The following is an 18,495-nucleotide window of genomic DNA, read 5'->3' as shown; positions in this document are numbered from 1 at the left end:
GTCGCAGGAACCATGACACCGGTTTCCAATAAGAACGACTTAGGGAGTGACGCGTGGTGAAGCAGGCGCTTTTTCTGGCCTCCGCCTTTTCAGTCATCGCCGCCGCCAGCGCGGCCGCCGCAGCCGGGCCGGCTGAACCCGCCCTTCTCTTCCATGTCTCCGGCGACAAGGGCCTGAAGGCCGACTACGCGGCCGGCGACGCCATCCCCAACTTCGCCGACAAGGTCGCCGTCATTCCGACGGGCAAGGCCGGCCCGGCCCTCTCGGCCCAGGACGACGGCGTCCTGGCCTGGAACGCCCCCGGCAACATCCAGGCCCAGCGCGGCACGCTCTCGTTCTTCTGGCGCTCGGGCTATCCGGTCGGCGTCGCGCCCTTCGTGATCTTCCGCGTCGGCTACGCCGACCACACCAGCTGGGACATGGCCTTCCTGCGCATCGACTGGAACGGCCACGGCTTCGACGCCTTCGTCACCGACAACGGCCTGGCCCGCACCCGCGTCTCGTTCAAGCTGGACAAGCCGCCTGCCGCCGACGCCTGGACGCACCTGGCCTTCACCTGGGACGAGCAGACCGGCGTGCAGCTGTTCGTCGACGGCAAGCCCGTGGCCAAGAAAGAAGCCAAGCGGGTCTATGACGCGGGCCTGGACCAGTTCGGCGTCGCCGGCCGGGTGATCGCTCCGCACCAGGTGCAGAGCCGCTACAATTTCCTGCGCGGCGGCGACCTCGACGAGATCCGCGTCTATGACCGCGCCCTGGACGCGTCCGGCGTCGCCGCCCTGGCCCGCAACGAGACCCCGACCGCGGCTGCCCCCGTCCCGACGCTGGACGACCCGGCCACGCACGCGGCCTGGAAGCTGCGCTACGGCTGGACCGGAGAGCTCCCGCCCCTGCTGACCGATCCGGCCACCCGCATCCGCAAGGTCGAGTTCACCGACGCCAAGGACCTCAAGGAGTGGATGTGGCGGGCCAACGACGGCATTCCGGAGACGACCTGGCCCGGCGTCTACAACCGCTCGCGCCTGGAAGGCCGCGACGACTACTTCCAGCTTCCCGACTGGAATACTTACGTCGAGGGCGGCAAGGCCCTGACCTTGGCCCTGCCCGACGAACCGATCAGCCGGCTTGAAATTCAGGGGACCGCCTATGGCGACCTGACCTGGGCGGCGAAGGCCGGCGACAAGGGTGCGAAGGTCGGCGTCCGCGCCAAGGGCCTGGCCCGCTCGGTCACCTCCCTGGCCCAGCCCTTGAAGGGCGGCGTGCTGACCTTCACCAACACCGACCAGGAAACCCCGATCCAGGAGATCTGGGGCTATGACGTCAGCGCCGGCAAGGAGCCCGACGGCGTCTTCAAGATGAACTACACGGTCCGAGCCGAGGTGGCGCCGGACTATCTGAACCTGGCAGACCTCAACGCCTATGTCGCGGGGCGCTTCCCGGCAGGCGAGCGGGCGACGGTCGTGGCCATCCCCGACGCGGCCCCGCAGCGCAAGCGTCCGGCCGCCGACCTCGCGACGAAAGGCCTGCCGATCGTCCACGTGATGATCCCGTCAGGCTTCGGCGACGCCCCGGCCGCTCAGGCCCTGGCCCGCAACTGGGCCTATGGCTGGGAGAACGCCCGCGACGGCCTGGACGGCGTCGCGCTGGACATCCCCGCCCTGCCGGGCGCGGCGGGAACGACGATCCCGCTGAACATCCAGGTCAAGGACCCGATCTGGCCAGGCCGCAACATGATCGACGTCTCGATCTCGGTGAAGGCCGGCGAGGCGCGCACCCTTTGGCTCGACCTGCGCGACCGCATCCTCACGGCCGATAGCCTGTACCTGACCATCGCCGCCGACAGCGCCGACTTCGGACCCAAGGCGCTGGACGGCGCCAAGATCCGCCTGGTCTTCAAGGCCCGCGAGGAGGCCAAGGCCGAGCATGTGGCCGACCGCTTCAACCAGGTGAAGGACAACTGGGCCTTCCTGGTCGAGGAGCACACCACCTCCAAGCGCCAGGGCCTCTATCGCCGCCTCTACGCCGACATCTCCGACCTGCTGCGCGTCGATCCCGACCACAAGGAAGGCCGCGAGTACTGGGGCGACATCACCTATGGCAGCCAGGGCTGGCCGGCCTTCGACCAGCCTCAGGCGCCGGACGGCGTACCGCTGTGGGCCTCCCGCCAGACCGAGGACCTCAAGCGCGTCGCCAAGTTCATCAACTGGTGGATCGACGAGCGCCAGGTCCCCTACGGCGATTTCGGCGGCGGCCTGTCGGACGACAGCGACCTGCTGCAGCAGTGGCCGGGCCTGGCCCTGATGGGCGTCGATCCCGACAAGGTGCGCGACTCGCTGAACCGGCTGACCGACGCGGTCTACCGCAACGGCATGTTCACGAACGGCCTGTCGACCATCGTCACCGACGAGCTGCACGCCTACGAGGAGGGCATCAACTCCAACAGCGAGGCGATGTATATCGACTACGGCGACCCGCTGGCGGTCGAGCGGCTGTTCACGACGGTGAAGGCCCTGCCGGGGATCATCGACAGGAACCCGGCCGGCCACGTCCACTTCAACACCAACTGGTACAGCGGCGCGATCTCGTACCGCGAAGGCCCGTGGGAGTGGCAGAAGCCCTATTCGTTCGGCGTCGTGCACCCGGCGATCCTGATCGGCGACTACAACGGCGACCGCACCGCGCGCGACATCGTGCTGGGCCTGGCCGACGGTTATCTGGCGCACGTGAAGCCCGACGGCTCCTATCCCAACGAGATCAACTGGCGCACGGATGCGGAGCGCGGCGGCACGGTGCTGCAAGGCTCGGGCGCCAGCGGGCCGTTCCAGATCTTCTGGCAGGCTTGGCGCTGGACGGGCGACGCCAAGTACCTGGCCCCGATCCAGTGGCGGATGGGCAAGAACGGCGTCAAATCGCTGAACGACCTCAACGACAACGCTCTCTCCATGCTGGGCCTGGGCGAGGCCAACAAGGACGCCATCGTCAAGTCCGCGGCCAAGGGCGGAGCCATCGAGCGCTTCGCCGCCTGGACCCTGACCGGCGACAAGGCCTGGCTCGAAAAGGCCTATGCCGACGAGATCCAGTGGGCCGACCAGCACATGTACATGCACACCGATGGCCACTGGTGGTCGGACCGGGTGGAGATCCCATCGGACGTGTTGCAACGCTCGCGCCTGGGCGGCATCGCCAACAAGCGCGGCCAGATGAACCCGGGCCACCTGGTCAGCTGGCGCTTCGAAGGCGGCGCACCAAAAGCCGTTGGGGGCGAGGACGTCGCCATCCTGGTCAAGGACGGGACGGCCAAGGGCTTCAAGGTCGTGGCCTACAACCTGTCGGACAAGCCGGTGACGGCGGTGATGACCGGCTGGAACGTCGCGCCGGGCCAGTGGACGCTGACCCAAGGGATCGACAACACCGGCGACGACACGATCGACGGCGCCGGCGAGACCCGCCAGGTCGCCTTCGAACGCACCAAGGCCGTGACCGTGGTCCTGCCGCCGGGCCAGACGAGTATCGTCGAGATGACCCTGGCCCAGGCGGGCGACGATCCCGCCAAGCGCGCCGACCTCGGCATCGGCCGCGGCGACGTGACGGTGAAGGGCTCGGCGATCACCGCCAAGGTCCACAGCCTGGGCGCCCAGGACGCGGCCGCCTCGCGGCTGGAGCTGGTCGACGCCGCCGGCAAGTTGCTGGCCTCGACGGCCGTGCCCGCCCTGGCCGCGCCGAAGGACCTGCTGCCCAAGACCGCCACGGCCCGACTGAAGATCCCGGCGGGCGCCAAGCCCTCGGAACTGCGCCTGCGCATCGTCACCACCCAGCCGCAGATCACCGCCCTCAACGACGAGGTGAAACTGCCATGAGCCGCCGCCTCGCCGTCCTGACCGTTCTTGGAGTTCTATCGATGTCCGCCCCCGCCGCGCTCGCCGCCGACGCCCTCGAGTACGGGCGCAACGTCACCCTGGCGGAAGCCAAGACGGCCGCCAGCGCCGCCGAGGCCGAGGCGCTGAAGAACGGCTGGGCGGCCGTCATCACCGTGGTCGAGCCCAACGGCCAGACCGTGCTGTCGTGGAAGATGGACGGCGCGTCCTACGCCGCCCCGGGCGTCGCGCGCCGCAAGGCCGAGACCGCCGCCGGCTTCAAGCGCCCGACCAAGGCGTTCCAGGACGCGGTCAAGGCCGGCAACCTCAACGCCATCTCCAACGGCGCCCTGGCCATCGAGGGCGGCGAACTGCTGGTCGCCGGCGGCAAGATCGTCGGAGCGATCGGCGTCTCGGGCGCCACGCCGGAGCAGGACGGGATCATCGCCCGCGCCGGCGCGGCGGCGGTGAAGTAGGCCTCAGCCCTCTCCGCCCCCAAACTCCTTGGCGAACATCGCCACATAGCCGTCGAGCCGCTCGGACGCCTCGGGCGCGACCAGACGGGTGACCTCGGCCGAGAAGGTGACCGGCGCCGAGCCGGCGGCGGTGACGACCTTGCCGTCGACCACCGCGCGCGGGGTTTCGACATAGCCCTCGGCGCCCGCGTAGCCCGGCGCCTGCTCGGCCAGCCAGTCCTTGCCGTTCGAGGTATGGACCTTGCCCGCCAGCAGGCCAGCCTTGGCCAGGGCGATGGTCGCGCCGCAGATGCCGGCGACGATCTTGCCGTCGGCGTGGACCTGCTTGAGCAGGGCGAACAGGGTCTCGTTCTCGTAGCCCTGCCAAGCGTCCGAGCCGATCAGCAGAAAGACGTCGGCGTCGGACAGCACCGGATCGTCGAAACCGTAGTCGGCGGCGGCGAGGATGCCGCCAATCGAGGTCTCCGGATCGCCGGTCGGGGTGGCGATCTCGATCTGGACTTTGAAGTACTCGCGCAGGGAGGCCAGCACGGGACCGGCTTCCCAGTCGGCCCAGCCGGGCTGGAGAAAGGCGACGGCGACGGTCATCAGCGCAGCTTCACGGCGGTGCCGGCGGCGGTGACCATCAGCATGCCGTTGTCGGCGCCGAGGGCCTCGTAGTCGAGATCGACGCCCACCACGGCGTCGGCGCCCAGGCGGCGGGCCTCGTCGATCATCTCCTGCAGGGCGATGTCGCGCGCCTCGCGCAGGGCCTTCTCGTAACCGCCGGCGCGGCCGCCGATGATGTTGGTGATGCCGGCGAACAGGTCGCGGAAGATGTGCGCGCCGATGATCGCCTCGCCGGAGACGACGCCCAGGGTGGCCACCGTCTCGCGCTCGGCGACGTACGGAGTGGTCGAGGTGATCATGCGTTTCCGTCCCTTGATGCCGCGCGCCCTACCGGCGAGCCGCTCGAAACCCTAGATTGGCATGCATGACCCAAGCCGCCACCCTGTCTTCCACAGGTTTCGACCTGACCCCGCCCACCGAGCCCGAGCGCGAGCGCCTGGAGGGCGACCTCACCGCCGAGGAGGCGCGCGTCCTGCTGCACCACGGCACCGAAGCCCCGTTCTGCGGCGGCCTGCTCGGCGAGAAGAACCCCGGCGTCTATGGCTGCCGGCTGTGCGGCCTACCGCTGTTCAAGCACGAGACCAAGTTCGAGAGCGGCACCGGCTGGCCCAGCTTCTACGCGCCGTACGACGAGGAGCACGTCAAGGCCGTGCGCGACACCTCCTACGGCATGGTCCGCATCGAGACGCGCTGCGCCCGCTGCGACAGCCACCAGGGCCACGTCTTCCCCGACGGTCCGGCCCCGACGCGGCTACGCTACTGCATCAATTCGGTGTCGCTGCAATTCGTGGCGAGCGGCGAGCCCCTGCCCGACCCGCTGCATCGCGGTGATCGGCTACCCTAACCATGGCGAAGCTTCCGTAACGGAAGTTCGACCGTCGGTGGAAAAAATGGGTTGTCGCACACAACTATAAAGAGCACATTCGCGCTCGACGCCGATGGATCGGCGACTCGCTCGGGCGACGTCCCCTAGACGACCGCCCGAACCGCCCGCGCTTAGCCTCCGGCAGGGTTTGGCGCTCCATGGCGGACGCGTCGGGAGAAGGCCCCTTCCCCCCAACCTTCTTCCGACGCGAACCCCTAGTCCCCCGGCGCGACGGTGGAGCCGTAGGCGACATAACCGCGCTCGACCATCCGGCGCAGGGCCTCGTAGGCGGCCGACAGTTCGTCATAGGCCGTGCGCAGGGCGGCCAGCCTCTCGACTTCCGCCGGTTCGGGCGGACGGCCCGACTGGCTGATCGCCAGGGCCGCCGCCGCCCACCGCGCCCGGGACTGGGCCGTACTCACGGCCAGCTTCTGGAAATGCCCGGCGTCGAGCCGTCCCAGGGTCTGGGCCATGATCTCGCGGTTGGAGACGAAGGCGGTGTAGTCGATCTGCTCCAGGTGGCCGCGCAGCCTGCGCTGCTCCTGCGGATCGATGTCCTGCGGCTCGAAGTGATCGCTGAATCGCCGCGTGCTGGAGGTGACGGTAGACGACATGACGGCCTCCCTGACCGCTCGTACTGGCCAGGAGTCTGCGCCCTCGCCCTTAAGCGGTCGTTACTCGTCAATCGGGCGTGAACAGGCCCTGCAACCCGACGATCATGGCGATGATCCCGAACACCGCCAGGACGAGGCCCGCGCCCTGCGAGCCGCTGGCCGGCAGGTCGCCGCTCGCGCCCAGGCGCCGGGCCACAGCCCCGGCCCACAGCCGATCCCACAGCAGCAGGACGCCGACCGCCAGGTCGACGATCTCGAAGTGGAAGACGTGCGGCCCCGAAACCAGGTGGACGATCAGGAAGTAGCCGCCGCAGACCAGGGCCGCGATCCCGACGATCCAGCCGAACGGCGCCAGTCTGCCCGCGAACCGCGCGAGGTCGTCGCCCGCGCGCGGCAACAGCGCCAGGAGACCGATCGCCAGCAGAAAGCCACCGAGCAGGTTGCAGAGGTCCAGGAGGAGTTCGAGCATGGGCATGGAATGCGAAGGGCGCTTGGGCCGTTCCAACTCCCCGAAAAGGAGAATGGCGATCACCACAACCGCAAGACTTGCAATCTTACGATTGTAGAATAGCTTTCGAACTTCACCGGAGGCCCGTCATGCGTTTCGTCGTCGCGTTCACCGCCCTGCTGCTCGCCGCCGCACCCGTCGCCAACGGTGCTCTCGCCGCGCCGACCGCCGCCGAAGCCCGCGCCGACAAGGATCGCCAGATCGTCCAGAAGGCCATGGGGTCGGATCTGAAGAAGATCCAGGCCATGATCCCCGCGCTGGAGGACGTGGCGTCGCGCACGCCCGACGCCTACCCCCTGATCGAACGGAAGGGCGACCGCGTCATCGTCCGCGCGTCCAATCTGGACCAAGGCCTGATCCCCGCCCTGATCGCCGGCGCGACGGGCAAGGACGCCAATCCCAGCGGATCGACGCGGGTCGACATCGAGTACAACACCTACGGCCAGGCGATCTTCCTGCTGGGCTCGGCCGCCGTCGAGGCCCGCGACATGAGGAAGGCCACGTTCTGGCTGGACAAGGGCCTGGCCCTGCAGCCCGACAACCTGATGCTCGTCACCGAGAAGGGCATGGTGCTGACGCTCCAGAAGCGGCACGCCGAAGCCCTGGCGCTCTACGAAGCGACCTTCGAAAACGCCAGCGGCATGCTGCTCGGCGACCAGCAGGGCAAGGCGCGCCTGCTGCGGGCCAAGGGCTTCACGCTGATCGAGCTCAATCGCCTGGACGAGGCCGAAGCCGCCTACAAGGCTTCGCGGGAGATCGAGCCCGACCACGGCGGCGCCAAGCACGAACTGGCCTACATCGCCCAGCTGCGCGCCGGCGCCGAGCAACGCGGCATGGAGCTGGTCAACGGCGAGGAGTCCAAGGCCCTCAAATAGGCCTCAGCGCTCCACGATCGCCTCGAAGCCGCCGAAGATCATGCGTTTGCCGTCGAACGGCATGTTCTCCATGTACGGCTTGAGCCGCTCGTCGGCCATGACCTGGGCCATCACCTCGTCGCGCTTGGCCTTGCTCTCGTAGGTGATCCACGAAAAGACCGTCACCTCGTCGTCCTTCAACTGGACGGCGCGAGGGAACGAGGTCAGCTCGCCATAGGGCACGTCGTCGGCGATCGCCTCGACGTAGGACAGCGCGCCAAGCTCCATCCATATCGAGCCCGCCAGAGTCGCCATCTCCTTGTAGGCCTCGACATTGGCCTTCGGCACGGCGACCACGAAACCATCGACATAGGTCATGGGGTATCCTCCCTGGATGTTGTCGTTCCCCCAGGACGATCGAACGCCCGGAAGGCCGACAACGGCGAGGAAAAAGTTCAGCGGGCGCGGATCATTTCCAGGAGACGGGCCAGCGCCTTGGCGTGGCCATCGCCCGGATCGTCGGGCGGATAGACGGTCAGCGGGACCTGCGGGGCGATCCCCACGCCCTCGACCACCCGGCCCTCGGGGTCGCGATGAATCTCGGCCGGCAGGGCGAAGCGCCAGCCGTTCAGGAGCGGCATGGGAACCTGGTCCGACAGCGCCCCCCGCGTGGTTTCCCCGACCTGGCGCACGTTGGGCAGGCCGCGCATCATCAGGGTGAAGGTCTCGCCGGCGCTGACGGTGATGCGGCTGGTCAGCAGCCAGACCGGCCCGAGATAACGCGGCCGGTCCGACGGCTCGACGACCAGGTCCTGCGACGGCCCGACCACGCCGGTCGGGATTTTGGAGCCGACGACGACGCGCCCGGCCGCGAACCGCGCCGCGATCCGCCGGCTGATGGTGTCGTAGCCCCCGCGATTGTTGGAGACGTCGACGATCACGGCCGAGGCGCCGGCGAAGGCTGTCATGGCCTCGTCCAGGACCGCGTCTAGCGCAACGGTGTCGTCATCGCCGGCCGCGGGGTCGAACCCGCCCATGCTGACGATCGCCAGATAGCCGACATCGCCGTCGCGTCCCCAGAAGATCCGACCGTTGGCGACCTGACGGGCGTGGAACGGCGCGGCCAGCACGCTGTCGCGCCAGGCCTTGCGCCACCCCGCCTCGCCGCCGGGCCTTCCCTGCGCGTTCAGCAGCACGGGAGCCTCGCCAAACCGGCGCGATCGCGGCTCGCCGGCGATGACGCCGTCGAGCTGGACATGCGGGTCCGAGATTCCGCGCAGCAGGACGCCCAGCGCCTTCCACAGGGGCGCCTCGTCCGGCGCCGGCCTCAGCGCCGTGAAGGCCTCGCGTCGGCGGGCGGTCCAGTCGAAGCCGCGCTCGGCCGACAGGGGATAGTAGGCCGCGAAGGCGTCGGCGACGGCGGCCAAGGTCCGCTGCGGCGTCCAGGGTCGCGCGTCCGCACAAGCCTTGGGCAAGGCCTTCAGCCGATCGAAGCCATAGACCGTGCCATCCGCCTCGCCGGCGATCTCGACCGTGTCCTTCCCGGCCGGCCGCCACAGTTTCAGCACGCCGTCGGGATCGGCTTCCGGCCGGGGGTCACGCCAGCAGTCAGCCCCGGCGACATGGTAGAGGCTCGGTCCCTTGACGTCGAACCGCACGATCCAGCCGTAACCCCGCGACCGCCAGACGCCTTGCAGCGCGGGCGCGACGACGCCGTTCTCGACGACCGGCCGCGCTGCCTCGGCCGCCAGGGACGGCGCGCCGACGGACAGTCCCGCGATCAGGGCGGCACAGGCTAGGGCTTTCATGAAAGCTCGGTCAGGGCTGAACAGCCGCACGGCGCGCCTTCCAGGCGGCCTTCCCGGAGGCCTCTTCGACGCGCCTGATATCGGATCGCTGGCTCATGACGGATGCGAGGCTAGCAACTGCCGGCCTTCTTCGCCACAGAGCCGGCTCCGCCACGCGAAAAGGCCCGGCTCTGCGAACCGGGCCCATCGATATTCCACGGCAGGCGGCGTTCACGGCCGCGCGCGGATCAGCCCAGCGCGGCCAGGACGGCCTTCTGCTTGGCCGCGTCCAGGTGCGGGACCAGGGCCTTGACGATGTCGATCGTGGCCTTGTTGACCACCCGAACGTCGGGCGCGGGGTCGCCGCCGTGGATCTTGAGCCAGAGTTCGATGATCCAATGCGGATCGTTGGCATGCGCGAGGACGATGGGGCGGAGCGCCATGACGGTAACCTCATGAGTTGCAACGCCACAACGATACACCCATGAGGGCAATTTTTAAGCGTGCGCGGCGGGTCTTCACCGGAGCGTGAAGACCCGCCGCGCGCCGCCTCACTCGGCCTTCAGATAGATCTCCGAGCCCTGTTCTTTGAACTTCTCGCTCATCTGCGCCATCCCGAGGTCAGCGGCGTTCGGCGCCTGGGCGGCGGCGAAGTCGCGGACTTCCTGGCTGATCTTCATCGAACAAAACTTCGGACCGCACATCGAGCAGAAGTGCGCGGTCTTGTGCGCCTCCTTGGGCAGGGTCTCGTCGTGGAAGGCCCGGGCGGTCTCGGGATCGAGGCCGAGGTTGAACTGGTCCTCCCAGCGGAACTCGAACCGCGCCCGGCTGATGGCGTCGTCCCACATGGCCGCGCCGGGATGGCCCTTGGCGAGGTCGGCGGCGTGGGCCGCCAACTTGTAGGTGATGACGCCGGTCTTGACGTCGTTGCGGTCGGGCAGGCCCAGGTGCTCCTTGGGCGTGACGTAGCAGAGCATGGCCGTGCCGAACCAGCCGATCATCGCCGCCCCGATCGCCGAGGTGATGTGGTCGTAGCCAGGGGCGATGTCGGTGGTCAACGGACCGAGGGTGTAGAAGGGGGCCTCGTGGCAGTGCTTCAGCTGCTCGTCCATGTTGGCCTTGATCTTGTGCATGGCCACGTGGCCAGGCCCCTCGATCATCACCTGCACGCCATGCTTCCAGGCGACCTTGGTCAGCTCGCCCAGGGTGCGCAGTTCCGAGAACTGGGCCTCGTCATTGGCGTCGGCGGTCGAGCCCGGACGCAGGCCGTCGCCCAGCGAGAACGACACGTCGTAGGCGCGCATGATCTCGCAGATCTCTTCGAAGCGCTCGTAGAGGAAGTTCTCCTTGTGGTGGGCTAGGCACCACTTGGCCATGATCGAGCCGCCGCGGCTGACGATGCCGGTGACACGCTTGGCGGTCATCGGCACGAACGGAAGACGCACACCGGCGTGGATCGTGAAGTAGTCGACGCCCTGCTCGGCCTGCTCGATCAGGGTGTCGCGGAAGACTTCCCAGTTCAGGTCCTCGGCCACGCCGCCGACCTTCTCCAGCGCCTGGTAGATCGGCACGGTGCCGATGGGCACGGCGCTGTTGCGGATGATCCAGTCGCGGATGTTGTGGATGTTGCGGCCGGTCGACAGGTCCATGACCGTGTCAGCGCCCCAGCGGGTGGCCCAGACCATCTTGTCGACCTCGTCGGCGACGGTGCCGAGCACGGCCGAGTTGCCGATGTTGGCGTTGATCTTGACCAGGAAGTTGCGGCCGATGGCCATCGGCTCCAGTTCGCCGTGGTTGATGTTGGCCGGGATGATGGCGCGGCCGCGGGCCACTTCCTGGCGCACGAACTCCGGCGTCACGAAGTCGGGGACGCTGGCCCCGAAGTCCTCGCCATCGCGCACGCAGGGCGCCGACTGCTCGCGGCGCAGGTTCTCGCGGATGGCGACGTATTCCATCTCGGCGGTGATGATCCCGGCCCGGGCGTATTCCAGTTGGGTGACCAGCTTGCCGGTCGTTCCGCGATACACCTTGCGGCCGCTGTCGGGGAACTGCGGAGCCAGGTGCTTGCCCTGGGCGAAGCCGTTGTCCTCGGGCTTCACCTCGCGCGGGTTGCTGACGACCTCGACGTCGCCGCGGGCGACGACCCAGGCTTCGCGGGCCCGTTCCAGGCCCTTCTCGATATCGATCTTGGCGGTCGGGTCGGTGTAGGGGCCGGACGGGTCGTAGATCGTCACCGGCGGCTCGTTGGCCGACGGGTGGACGGCCACCTCGCGGAACGGCACGCGGATGTCGGGAAACAGCTCGCCGGCCTGATGGACCTTGCGCGACCCGGGAATGGGTCCGGTGGCGACGTCGCTTGTCGCCGGAATGATGGGGGTTTGGGCGTTCATGTTGCGGGCTCCTCAAGCATTGAAGAGACCCGGACGTGTCGAGCTAAGTCGGTTGTACGGCCTGGACTGTACGCCTCCGGACCGCGTTCCCTCCCTTCGCCGGCATGACCCGGATCAGGTTCGACGGGTCAGGGCTCAAGCCCAATCTCAGCCGCGACAGCGACCCCCCGGTGAACAGGGCGGACACTAGGGTGATTGACGCGTGGGTCAAGGGCGCAAGAACGCCGTTTCGTCAACGCATTTACAGGTTGCACGATCAGGCGGATACATCTCAGGCGACACAACGCCGTGGCGAGGGGAGCCGACATGGGCGAGCGTTTCGATCTTCTGGCTTTCTTCGCGCGGTCCAAGATGCCGCTGGGCCTGCCGCTGCTGGCCGCGGCCGCGGTTCCGGCGGCGATCATCGGCCTTCTGCTGTTCTATCTGCCGGACCTGCCGCTGGACCTGGCCTTCTTCGGCGGCTGGCTGGCGCTGCTGTCGCTGGCGGCGCTGGTCTGGGCGACGATCTTCTGGGGACTGGCCGTCGCCGTGACCCCGCAGCAGCAGGCGCTGACCAGCGCCTCGGTTGTGGCCGTGGCCATGTCGCTGGCCATAGCCTCGGTCGCCTCGCCGCCGGCGATCGGCTCGCTGGCCCAGAAGACCGGTCGGGTGGTCGAAGCGGCCCTGGCCTGGACGCCGGCCCTGGTCTCCCAGGCGGTCAGCGGCATCGACCCCTGCTCGGGCGACGCCCTGACCAAGCCCGAGCAGCGTCGACAGGCGGTGCTGAAGGGCCGGATCACCGGCGTGCTGCACGGCTTCATCAGCCGTGGCGACCGGGCCTGCACGCCGGCCGACCTGATCCCCGCCGGCCTGTCGGCGACGAGCGCGACGGCGGTGACCGGCGGGGCCTGGATCTGGTTCCTGATCGTGTTCGGCCTCTGCCTCGTCCTGGCCCGCGCCTTGGCCGAGGCGCGGCTGCAATGGTACCCGGGCGACGGCTCGCGCGAGCCGATCATCGCCTATCCGAAGTGGATCGCCGCCGTCGTCTACACGGCCATCCTCATCCCGGCCTCGTATCTGGCCATCGGCTCGCTGCTGCTGCTGACCCAGGAGACCACGGCGGTCGACCAGGCCGAGTTGAACCGACGGCTCGACGAGGTCGAGGCCAAGGCGATGTCGAACCAGAGCATGGAGCCGCTGACGGTGAACACCGGCCTCCTGCTGGGCCAGGCCGTCAACGCCGCCAACGCCGTGCCGCCCTCCCCGCCCGCAGCGACCGTGCGAGGGCCGGAGGTGGGCGGAGAACCCGCGCCGGTCGCCGCCGGTGTGACTGCCGCCCTGCCCGTCACGCCGGCGGTGGACCAGGCCGAGCAGCTGCGGATCATCGTTCAGGGCGTGAACGACTATCAGAAGCTCAGCCAGCGCTTCGAGCAGTACCGGGTGTCGCGCAAGCTGGAGATCGTCGCCGCCTACAACGAGGCGGTCGGCCGGTTCCCGCCCAGCCAGCTGCCCGGCTATGTCGACATCCTGGTCGAGCGTTATCGCGAGCAGGTGGTCTCCCGCCGCCTGCAGCTGCGCCAGTGCCTGGGAGCGCTGGCCGGCGTGCAGACCGTGTCGATCGTCGATCGCCGGATGAACCTGCGCAATCTGGCCGCCGCCGCGCCCTATACCGAGGAGATCAAGAAGACCTGCAAGGCGCCGAACGAGACGACGCTGCAGACGACTTCCGACGAGGTGGAGGCCGATCGCAACCTGCGGCTGGGCAACCTGATCGAGCGGGTGCTGTACCGCTGGCTGATCGGGGTGCCGGCCTCGACCCTGCTGATCCTGGGCCTGATCGGCTTTGGCCTGTTCGGCGCGGCGATCCGCATGCTGGGCCGACCCGATCGGCCCGAAGCCGCCAATGAGCCCGACCAGCCGGTCGACGCCGCCGCCCGCGCCCGGATCGAGGACCTGTTCGCCCGCAGCGAAGTCCTGACCCAGACCCCGCCGCCGGCCGACGACGACGTCTCGCCCCCGGCCGAACGCCAGCGCCAAATCCGCCGGCAGGAGATCCTGGCCCTGAAGGCCCTGGCGCTGCGGATCAACGCAGCTTCCCGCAGCGACCACGCCGGCAGCAACAACATCGTCTATTTCCGCGCCAACTACGTCGTCGACGACGACGGGCTGGTGCGGGTGGGCGAGCGCGTGGCGGTCAGCGGGGCTCCGGCCCGGGTGCTGGTCCACGGCATGGGCGCGGCCTTCACGATCTTCCTGCTCAGCGAGTGCGGCGCGCGGCTGTTCAACGAGGGCGGCCAGACCAACCCGATCGGCATGCTGGCCATGGGCTTCATCGGCGCGGTGTTCGCCGAGGACATCTGGAAGCGGGCCCGCGAGGTGCTGGGCGACAACCTCAAGCGCAAGCCCGAGCCGAAGTCGCCGCCCGAGCCCGCGCCCCAGTCCGTGCCCCAGCCGGCCGCCGTGCCGGCCGAATAGGCCTAGAGCGCGCTCGCCGAGAAGGTGTCGCAGGCGGCCGGCTTGCCCGCGTCATAGCCCTTGCCGAACCAGCGCATGCGCTGGGCGCTGGTGCCGTGGGTGAAGCTGTCGGGCATGACGCGTCCTTGGGCCTTCTCCTGGATGGCGTCGTCGCCGACCGAGGCCGCGGCCCCCAGGCCGTCCTCGATGTCGGCGCGGGTGATCTGGATGTTGGAGACCTCCGGCGCGTGGCGGGCCCAGACGCCGGCGTAGCAGTCGGCCTGCAGCTCCAGCCGCACCGAGCCGCTCTGCGCGCCCTGCCGGCCCAGGCGGTCGGCCTGGCGGTTGGCGCCCAGCTGGTTCTGGATGTGGTGGCCGATCTCGTGGCTGATCACATAGGCGCGGGCGAACTCGCCCTTGGCCCCGAACTTGGTCTCCAGCTCGTTCCAGAAGCTGAGGTCGAGATAGACCTTGCGGTCGGCCGGGCAATAGAACGGCCCCATCGCCGCCTGGCCCGCGCCGCAGCCGGTGCCGGTCGAGGCGTCGTACAACACCACGGCCGCCGGCGGGACGTACTTGCCGCCCGAGCGGGCGAAGATCGGCCCCCAGACGTCGGCGTTCGAGGTCTCGATGACGTCGACGAAGCGACCGCCCTCGTCTTGCACCGAGCCGCGCTGGCCTTCCTGCTGGGCGGCAGGCTGCTGCACGCCGTTGACGACGCTGAGCGTGGTCTCTGGACTGATGCCGAACACCAGAAAGCCGACCACGGCCAAGGCCACCGCGCCGATGCCGCCGCCCGCGATGCCGACCGGACCAAGGCCCCGACGATCCTCGATGTTGCCGGAGCGCCGGCCGCCTCCCCATTCCATGCGCGCAAGGCTCCCTTTCAGCGTTCCGAAGCGGGCTTGACGGCCCGGATGGCGGCATTGCTCCGCGCCAGGCGGGCGTCGGTCAAGCGGTCGAGTTCGTCGAGGCGCAGCGACAGGGCCGCCGCCGGATCGCCGCGCTCGGGCAGGACCTGGGGCGGCGCGGGCCGGAGGGATCCCGGAGCAGCCGGCGGCTGGGTCGTGCGCAAGGTCGCGGCCGCATCAGCGCGATCGCGGGCCGCCTGGGTGCGGCGGGCGGCGGCCAACTGGTCCTGGCGCAGGCTGTCGGCCTCCATCCGGGCGGCCTGCCGCTCGCGCAGCAGGCCCGGATCGACCTGAGCAGCGGCCCCCGCCGCCCAGGCGAGCGCCGAACCGGCCGCTCCCGCCGCCAGGAGGATCCTTCCAGACCTTCGCCTCATGCCGTCTCCGTCGCTGTCGTCATCGGCTCTCGACGGTGAAACGCGCCAACTCGGCCTTCGGCGCCGCCCAGGTGGGATCGAGTTCGGCCGCGCGGCTGTAGTCGCGATAGGCAGCGGGCAGGTCGCCCATGTTCTCGTGCGCCAGGCCGCGATTGTAGAAGGCCCGCTCCGGATCCTTGACGCCCAGGGCCAGGCCCCGGTCGATCTCGGCCAGGCCGTCGGCGAAGCGTTCCTCGGCCACATAGGCCGCGCCGCGATTGACATAGGCCTCGCCCAGCGTCGGGTCGATGCGGCCGGCGGCGTCGAAGTCCTCGCGGGCCAGGACATAGGCCTTGCGGCGCAGCTGGATCACCCCGCGATTGACGAAGGTGCGAGCGCGGTCGCCGGCCTTCAGGCTCTCGACCTCGAGGGCCGTGGTGCACAGGCGCAGCGTCGGGTCGTCCGAACGGCCCTTGATGACGGCCTCGGAGCAGTCCTTGGCCATGCCCCCGCCGATGATCAGCACCGAGGCGCTCGCCCCGCCGACAGGGGCGATGAGGGCCAAGGCGGCGACACCCAAAATCCAGCCGCGAGCGCGCGGCCGAGACGAGATGGTCTTGGCTTCCATGCGTTTCTCCCAACGTTCACCCGGCCTTCCGGCAGGCCCGCGGGGATGGGAGAACCCAAGCCGCGGACGCGCGGGGACGGGCTTTTCGAGCCGGGCGACGTCGAGGCCGGCCGGCGAGCGCCAGCATAGCACCGCCAGCTTCCGAAGACCCGCCAAAACGCCGTGAAACGCTTTGCCAGCCCGCGCGGCGCGGCCTATCTCCAAGCGTCCGGATAGGAGTTTCGCATGCATCTGGCCCGCTTTCCCCGCGCCCGCTTCGCCCACCTGCCGACGCCGCTGGAGCCGCTGCCGCGGCTGGGGGCGGAGCTGGGGATCGATCTCTGGGTCAAGCGCGACGACTGCACCGGCCTGGCCGGCGGCGGCAACAAGACCCGCAAGCTGGAGTTCCTGCTCGGCGAGGCCCTGGCGCTCGGCGCCGACACCCTGGTGACGCAGGGCGCCGTGCAGTCCAACCACGTGCGCCAGACCATTGCGGCCGGCGCCCGCTACGGCCTTGCGGCCGAGGTCATCCTCGAGGAGCGGACGGGATCGAAGGCCAGCGATTACATCGGCAACGGCAATGTGCTGCTCGATCGGCTGATGGGCGCTTCGATCCGCTTCGTGCCGGGCGGAACCGACATGAACGAGGAGCTGGAGGCGACCGCCGAGCTCGTCCGCCGGCGCGGCGGCAAGCCCTATGTGGTCCCCGGCGGCGGCTCGAACACGGTCGGGGCCCTGGGCTATGTCGACTGCGCCCGCGAGCTGGTGGTGCAGGCCGACGGCCTTGATCTGAAGATCGACCGGCTGGTCACCGCCACCGGCAGCGCCGGCACCCATGCGGGCCTGGTCGCGGGCTTCGCGGCTTTGTCGGTCGATATCCCGATCCTCGGCTTCGGCGTGCGCGCGCCGAAAGCCAAGCAGGAGGAGAACGTCTTCAACCTGGCGGTCGCCACGGCGCAGACGATCGGCGCGGCGGGCCGGGTCCGGCGCGAGGCCGTGGTCGCCGACTGCGACTATGTCGGCGAGGGCTATGGCCTGGTCGACCAGGGGGTGGTCGACGCCCTGGCCCTGGCGGCGCGGACGGAAGGGCTGCTGCTGGACCCGGTCTATTCGGGAAAGGCCATGAAGGGGCTGATCGATCAAGCCCGCAAGGGCGCGTTCAAGAACCAGCGCGTGGTGTTCCTGCATACCGGCGGGGCGCAGGGCCTGTTCGGCTACCAGTCGGTGCTGGAGCCGGCGCTGGGCTAGGAGATCGCGATGAGCAAGGTCCTCGGCGTGCTGGGCGGCATGGGTCCGGCCGCCACCCTCGACTTCCTGGCCAAGCTGCAGGCGGCCACGCCCGTGGTCCGCGAGCAGGACCACATCCGGGTGCTGGTCGACATCAATCCCAAGGTTCCCGACCGCAACACCGACGGCGATGCGGCCGGGCCGGTGCTGGCGGCCATGGCGACGGGGCTGCGCGAGGCCGGAGCCGAAGTCCTGGCCATCGCCTGCAACACCGCCCACGCCTTCGCCGAACAGGTGAAGGCCAGCGGCCTGCCGCTGATCGACCTGCCGGAGACGGCGGTCGAGGCGGCGCGGGTGCACGGCGCGACGCGGATCGGCGTGCTGGGCACCGGCTCGGCCCTGGCCATCTATCGCGACCGCCTCTCGCACCTGGGGCTGGAGGCGGTGAGCCTGGGCGACCACGAGCAGGTCGAGTTCATGGCCCTGCTCTATCGGATAAAGCGCGGCGACCTCTCGGACGCCTCGCGCCAGACCATGGCGGCCCTGGCCCACCGGCTGGTCGGGCTGGGCGCCCAGGCCGTGGTGGCCGGCTGCACCGAGGTTCCGCTGGTGATGGGGCAGGACGATCTGACCGTGCCTTTCGTGGACGCGACGCAGGCGTTGGCGCAGCGGTGCGTGGCGGTGTGCGTCTGATCCTTCTCCCCTTGCGGGAGAAGGTGGCCTGCGAAGCAGGTCGGATGAGGGGTTTCTCAGATGGGATACGCTCCGCCCAGCCTGGCCGCCGCACGCGGCGTTGAGTTCTGAGAGACCCCTCACCCGACCTCCTTCGGAGGCCACCCTCTCCCGCAAGGGGAGAGGGGCATGGGCTCGCGATCTCCCGTGCCGATCCACGAAAGCTGATGGGGAGGCGCGGAGCGGCCGGGCGGAGCCCGGAGACCGTGATGTGGTTTAGCGTTTCGGCTTCGTCAGACCGCTCCGCCACATCGTAGGCTCGAAGGACCGGGGGCGCG

Annotated in this window: 18 protein-coding genes and 1 riboswitch; of the genes, 7 read left to right on the top strand and 11 right to left on the bottom strand. The window is 69.4% G+C overall.

Translation table 11 applies throughout. The annotated features are described in order from the left end of the window. Window positions 1-53 precede the first annotated feature (53 nt). Both AC2YHT_RS24440 and AC2YHT_RS24435 read left to right on the top strand, forming a co-directional pair. Window positions 54-3,854 carry a LamG-like jellyroll fold domain-containing protein gene (locus AC2YHT_RS24440; protein WP_487292422.1) on the top strand — a complete coding sequence of 1,267 codons (3,801 nt, stop codon included), beginning with the start codon at window positions 54-56 and terminating at the stop codon, window positions 3,852-3,854. A gap of 41 nt (window positions 3,855-3,895) precedes the next feature. Then, window positions 3,896-4,327, top strand: a complete 432-nt coding sequence (locus tag AC2YHT_RS24435) for a GlcG/HbpS family heme-binding protein (protein WP_233245308.1) — start codon at window positions 3,896-3,898, stop codon at window positions 4,325-4,327. Window positions 4,328-4,330: 3 nt separating this feature from the next. On the opposite strand, the gene AC2YHT_RS24430 is transcribed toward AC2YHT_RS24435, so the two are convergent. Then, window positions 4,331-4,915, bottom strand: a complete 585-nt coding sequence (locus AC2YHT_RS24430) for a type 1 glutamine amidotransferase family protein (protein ID WP_487292421.1) — start codon at window positions 4,913-4,915, stop codon at window positions 4,331-4,333. Further along, on the bottom strand, window positions 4,915-5,235 hold the full coding sequence (locus tag AC2YHT_RS24425; protein WP_110121008.1) for a heavy metal-binding domain-containing protein: 321 nt from the start codon (window positions 5,233-5,235) through the stop codon (window positions 4,915-4,917). Before AC2YHT_RS24425 ends, AC2YHT_RS24430 begins: the two co-directional genes overlap by 1 nt. A gap of 65 nt (window positions 5,236-5,300) precedes the next feature. On the opposite strand from AC2YHT_RS24425, the gene msrB reads away from it, so the two are divergent. Further along, window positions 5,301-5,780, top strand: a complete 480-nt coding sequence (msrB, locus tag AC2YHT_RS24420) for a peptide-methionine (R)-S-oxide reductase MsrB (RefSeq protein ID WP_487292420.1) — start codon at window positions 5,301-5,303, stop codon at window positions 5,778-5,780. 236 nt (window positions 5,781-6,016) lie between these two features. Here msrB and AC2YHT_RS24415 read toward each other — a convergent pair whose 3' ends face one another. Continuing rightward, on the bottom strand, window positions 6,017-6,415 hold the full coding sequence (locus tag AC2YHT_RS24415) for a hypothetical protein (protein WP_487292419.1): 399 nt from the start codon (window positions 6,413-6,415) through the stop codon (window positions 6,017-6,019). Window positions 6,416-6,482: 67 nt separating this feature from the next. Further along, window positions 6,483-6,884: a hypothetical protein gene (locus AC2YHT_RS24410; protein ID WP_487292418.1), complete on the bottom strand. Its 402-nt coding sequence runs from the start codon at window positions 6,882-6,884 to the stop codon at window positions 6,483-6,485. Window positions 6,885-7,012: 128 nt separating this feature from the next. Here AC2YHT_RS24410 and AC2YHT_RS24405 point away from each other — a divergent pair, with 128 nt between their 5' ends. Beyond that, entirely contained in the window at window positions 7,013-7,798 is a 786-nt protein-coding gene (locus AC2YHT_RS24405) for a tetratricopeptide repeat protein (RefSeq protein WP_487292417.1), read from the top strand. A 3-nt stretch (window positions 7,799-7,801) separates the two neighbouring features. Here the strand turns inward: AC2YHT_RS24405 and AC2YHT_RS24400 are convergent, their stop codons facing one another. The 4 genes from AC2YHT_RS24400 to thiC all read right to left on the bottom strand — a co-directional run bounded on the left by AC2YHT_RS24400 (window position 7,802) and on the right by thiC (window position 11,954). Beyond that, the gene (locus AC2YHT_RS24400; protein WP_487292416.1) at window positions 7,802-8,155 is read right to left on the bottom strand and encodes a DUF1428 domain-containing protein; all 354 of its coding nucleotides are present in this window, start codon (window positions 8,153-8,155) and stop codon (window positions 7,802-7,804) included. A gap of 77 nt (window positions 8,156-8,232) precedes the next feature. Then, window positions 8,233-9,585, bottom strand: coding sequence for a S41 family peptidase (locus tag AC2YHT_RS24395; protein ID WP_487292415.1), 1,353 nt, complete (start codon window positions 9,583-9,585; stop codon window positions 8,233-8,235). 227 nt (window positions 9,586-9,812) lie between these two features. Continuing rightward, window positions 9,813-10,007 carry a hypothetical protein gene (locus AC2YHT_RS24390; protein WP_110133296.1) on the bottom strand — a complete coding sequence of 65 codons (195 nt, stop codon included), beginning with the start codon at window positions 10,005-10,007 and terminating at the stop codon, window positions 9,813-9,815. 108 nt (window positions 10,008-10,115) lie between these two features. Next, on the bottom strand, window positions 10,116-11,954 hold the full coding sequence (thiC, locus tag AC2YHT_RS24385) for a phosphomethylpyrimidine synthase ThiC (RefSeq protein ID WP_487292414.1): 1,839 nt from the start codon (window positions 11,952-11,954) through the stop codon (window positions 10,116-10,118). A 74-nt stretch (window positions 11,955-12,028) separates the two neighbouring features. Then, window positions 12,029-12,134: riboswitch (TPP riboswitch) on the bottom strand. A 126-nt stretch (window positions 12,135-12,260) separates the two neighbouring features. Here thiC and AC2YHT_RS24380 point away from each other — a divergent pair. After that, window positions 12,261-14,408: a hypothetical protein gene (locus AC2YHT_RS24380; protein ID WP_487292413.1), complete on the top strand. Its 2,148-nt coding sequence runs from the start codon at window positions 12,261-12,263 to the stop codon at window positions 14,406-14,408. 2 nt (window positions 14,409-14,410) lie between these two features. Here AC2YHT_RS24380 and ypfJ read toward each other — a convergent pair whose 3' ends face one another. From ypfJ to AC2YHT_RS24365, 3 genes are read right to left on the bottom strand one after another with little or no spacing between them, the layout of a single operon-like run. Then, window positions 14,411-15,256: a KPN_02809 family neutral zinc metallopeptidase gene (ypfJ, locus tag AC2YHT_RS24375; RefSeq protein WP_487292412.1), complete on the bottom strand. Its 846-nt coding sequence runs from the start codon at window positions 15,254-15,256 to the stop codon at window positions 14,411-14,413. A 17-nt stretch (window positions 15,257-15,273) separates the two neighbouring features. Next, window positions 15,274-15,672, bottom strand: coding sequence for a hypothetical protein (locus AC2YHT_RS24370; protein WP_487292411.1), 399 nt, complete (start codon window positions 15,670-15,672; stop codon window positions 15,274-15,276). Window positions 15,673-15,691: 19 nt separating this feature from the next. Next, window positions 15,692-16,279: a tetratricopeptide repeat protein gene (locus tag AC2YHT_RS24365; protein WP_487292410.1), complete on the bottom strand. Its 588-nt coding sequence runs from the start codon at window positions 16,277-16,279 to the stop codon at window positions 15,692-15,694. 225 nt (window positions 16,280-16,504) lie between these two features. Between AC2YHT_RS24365 and cuyA the strand changes: the two genes are divergently transcribed. Together cuyA and cuyB are read left to right on the top strand one after the other, a co-directional pair. Next, complete coding sequence (gene cuyA, locus AC2YHT_RS24360; RefSeq protein WP_487292409.1) at window positions 16,505-17,506, top strand: D-cysteate sulfo-lyase; 1,002 nt, start codon at window positions 16,505-16,507, stop codon at window positions 17,504-17,506. A gap of 9 nt (window positions 17,507-17,515) precedes the next feature. Beyond that, window positions 17,516-18,178, top strand: coding sequence for a cysteate racemase (gene cuyB, locus AC2YHT_RS24355; protein WP_487292408.1), 663 nt, complete (start codon window positions 17,516-17,518; stop codon window positions 18,176-18,178). Window positions 18,179-18,495 lie beyond the last annotated feature (317 nt).

It is taken from the genome of Caulobacter sp. SRI_008, assembly GCF_057586355.1.
Note: the sequence above shows the minus strand (reverse complement) of the source record. Positions and strands in the feature narration are given on the sequence as shown.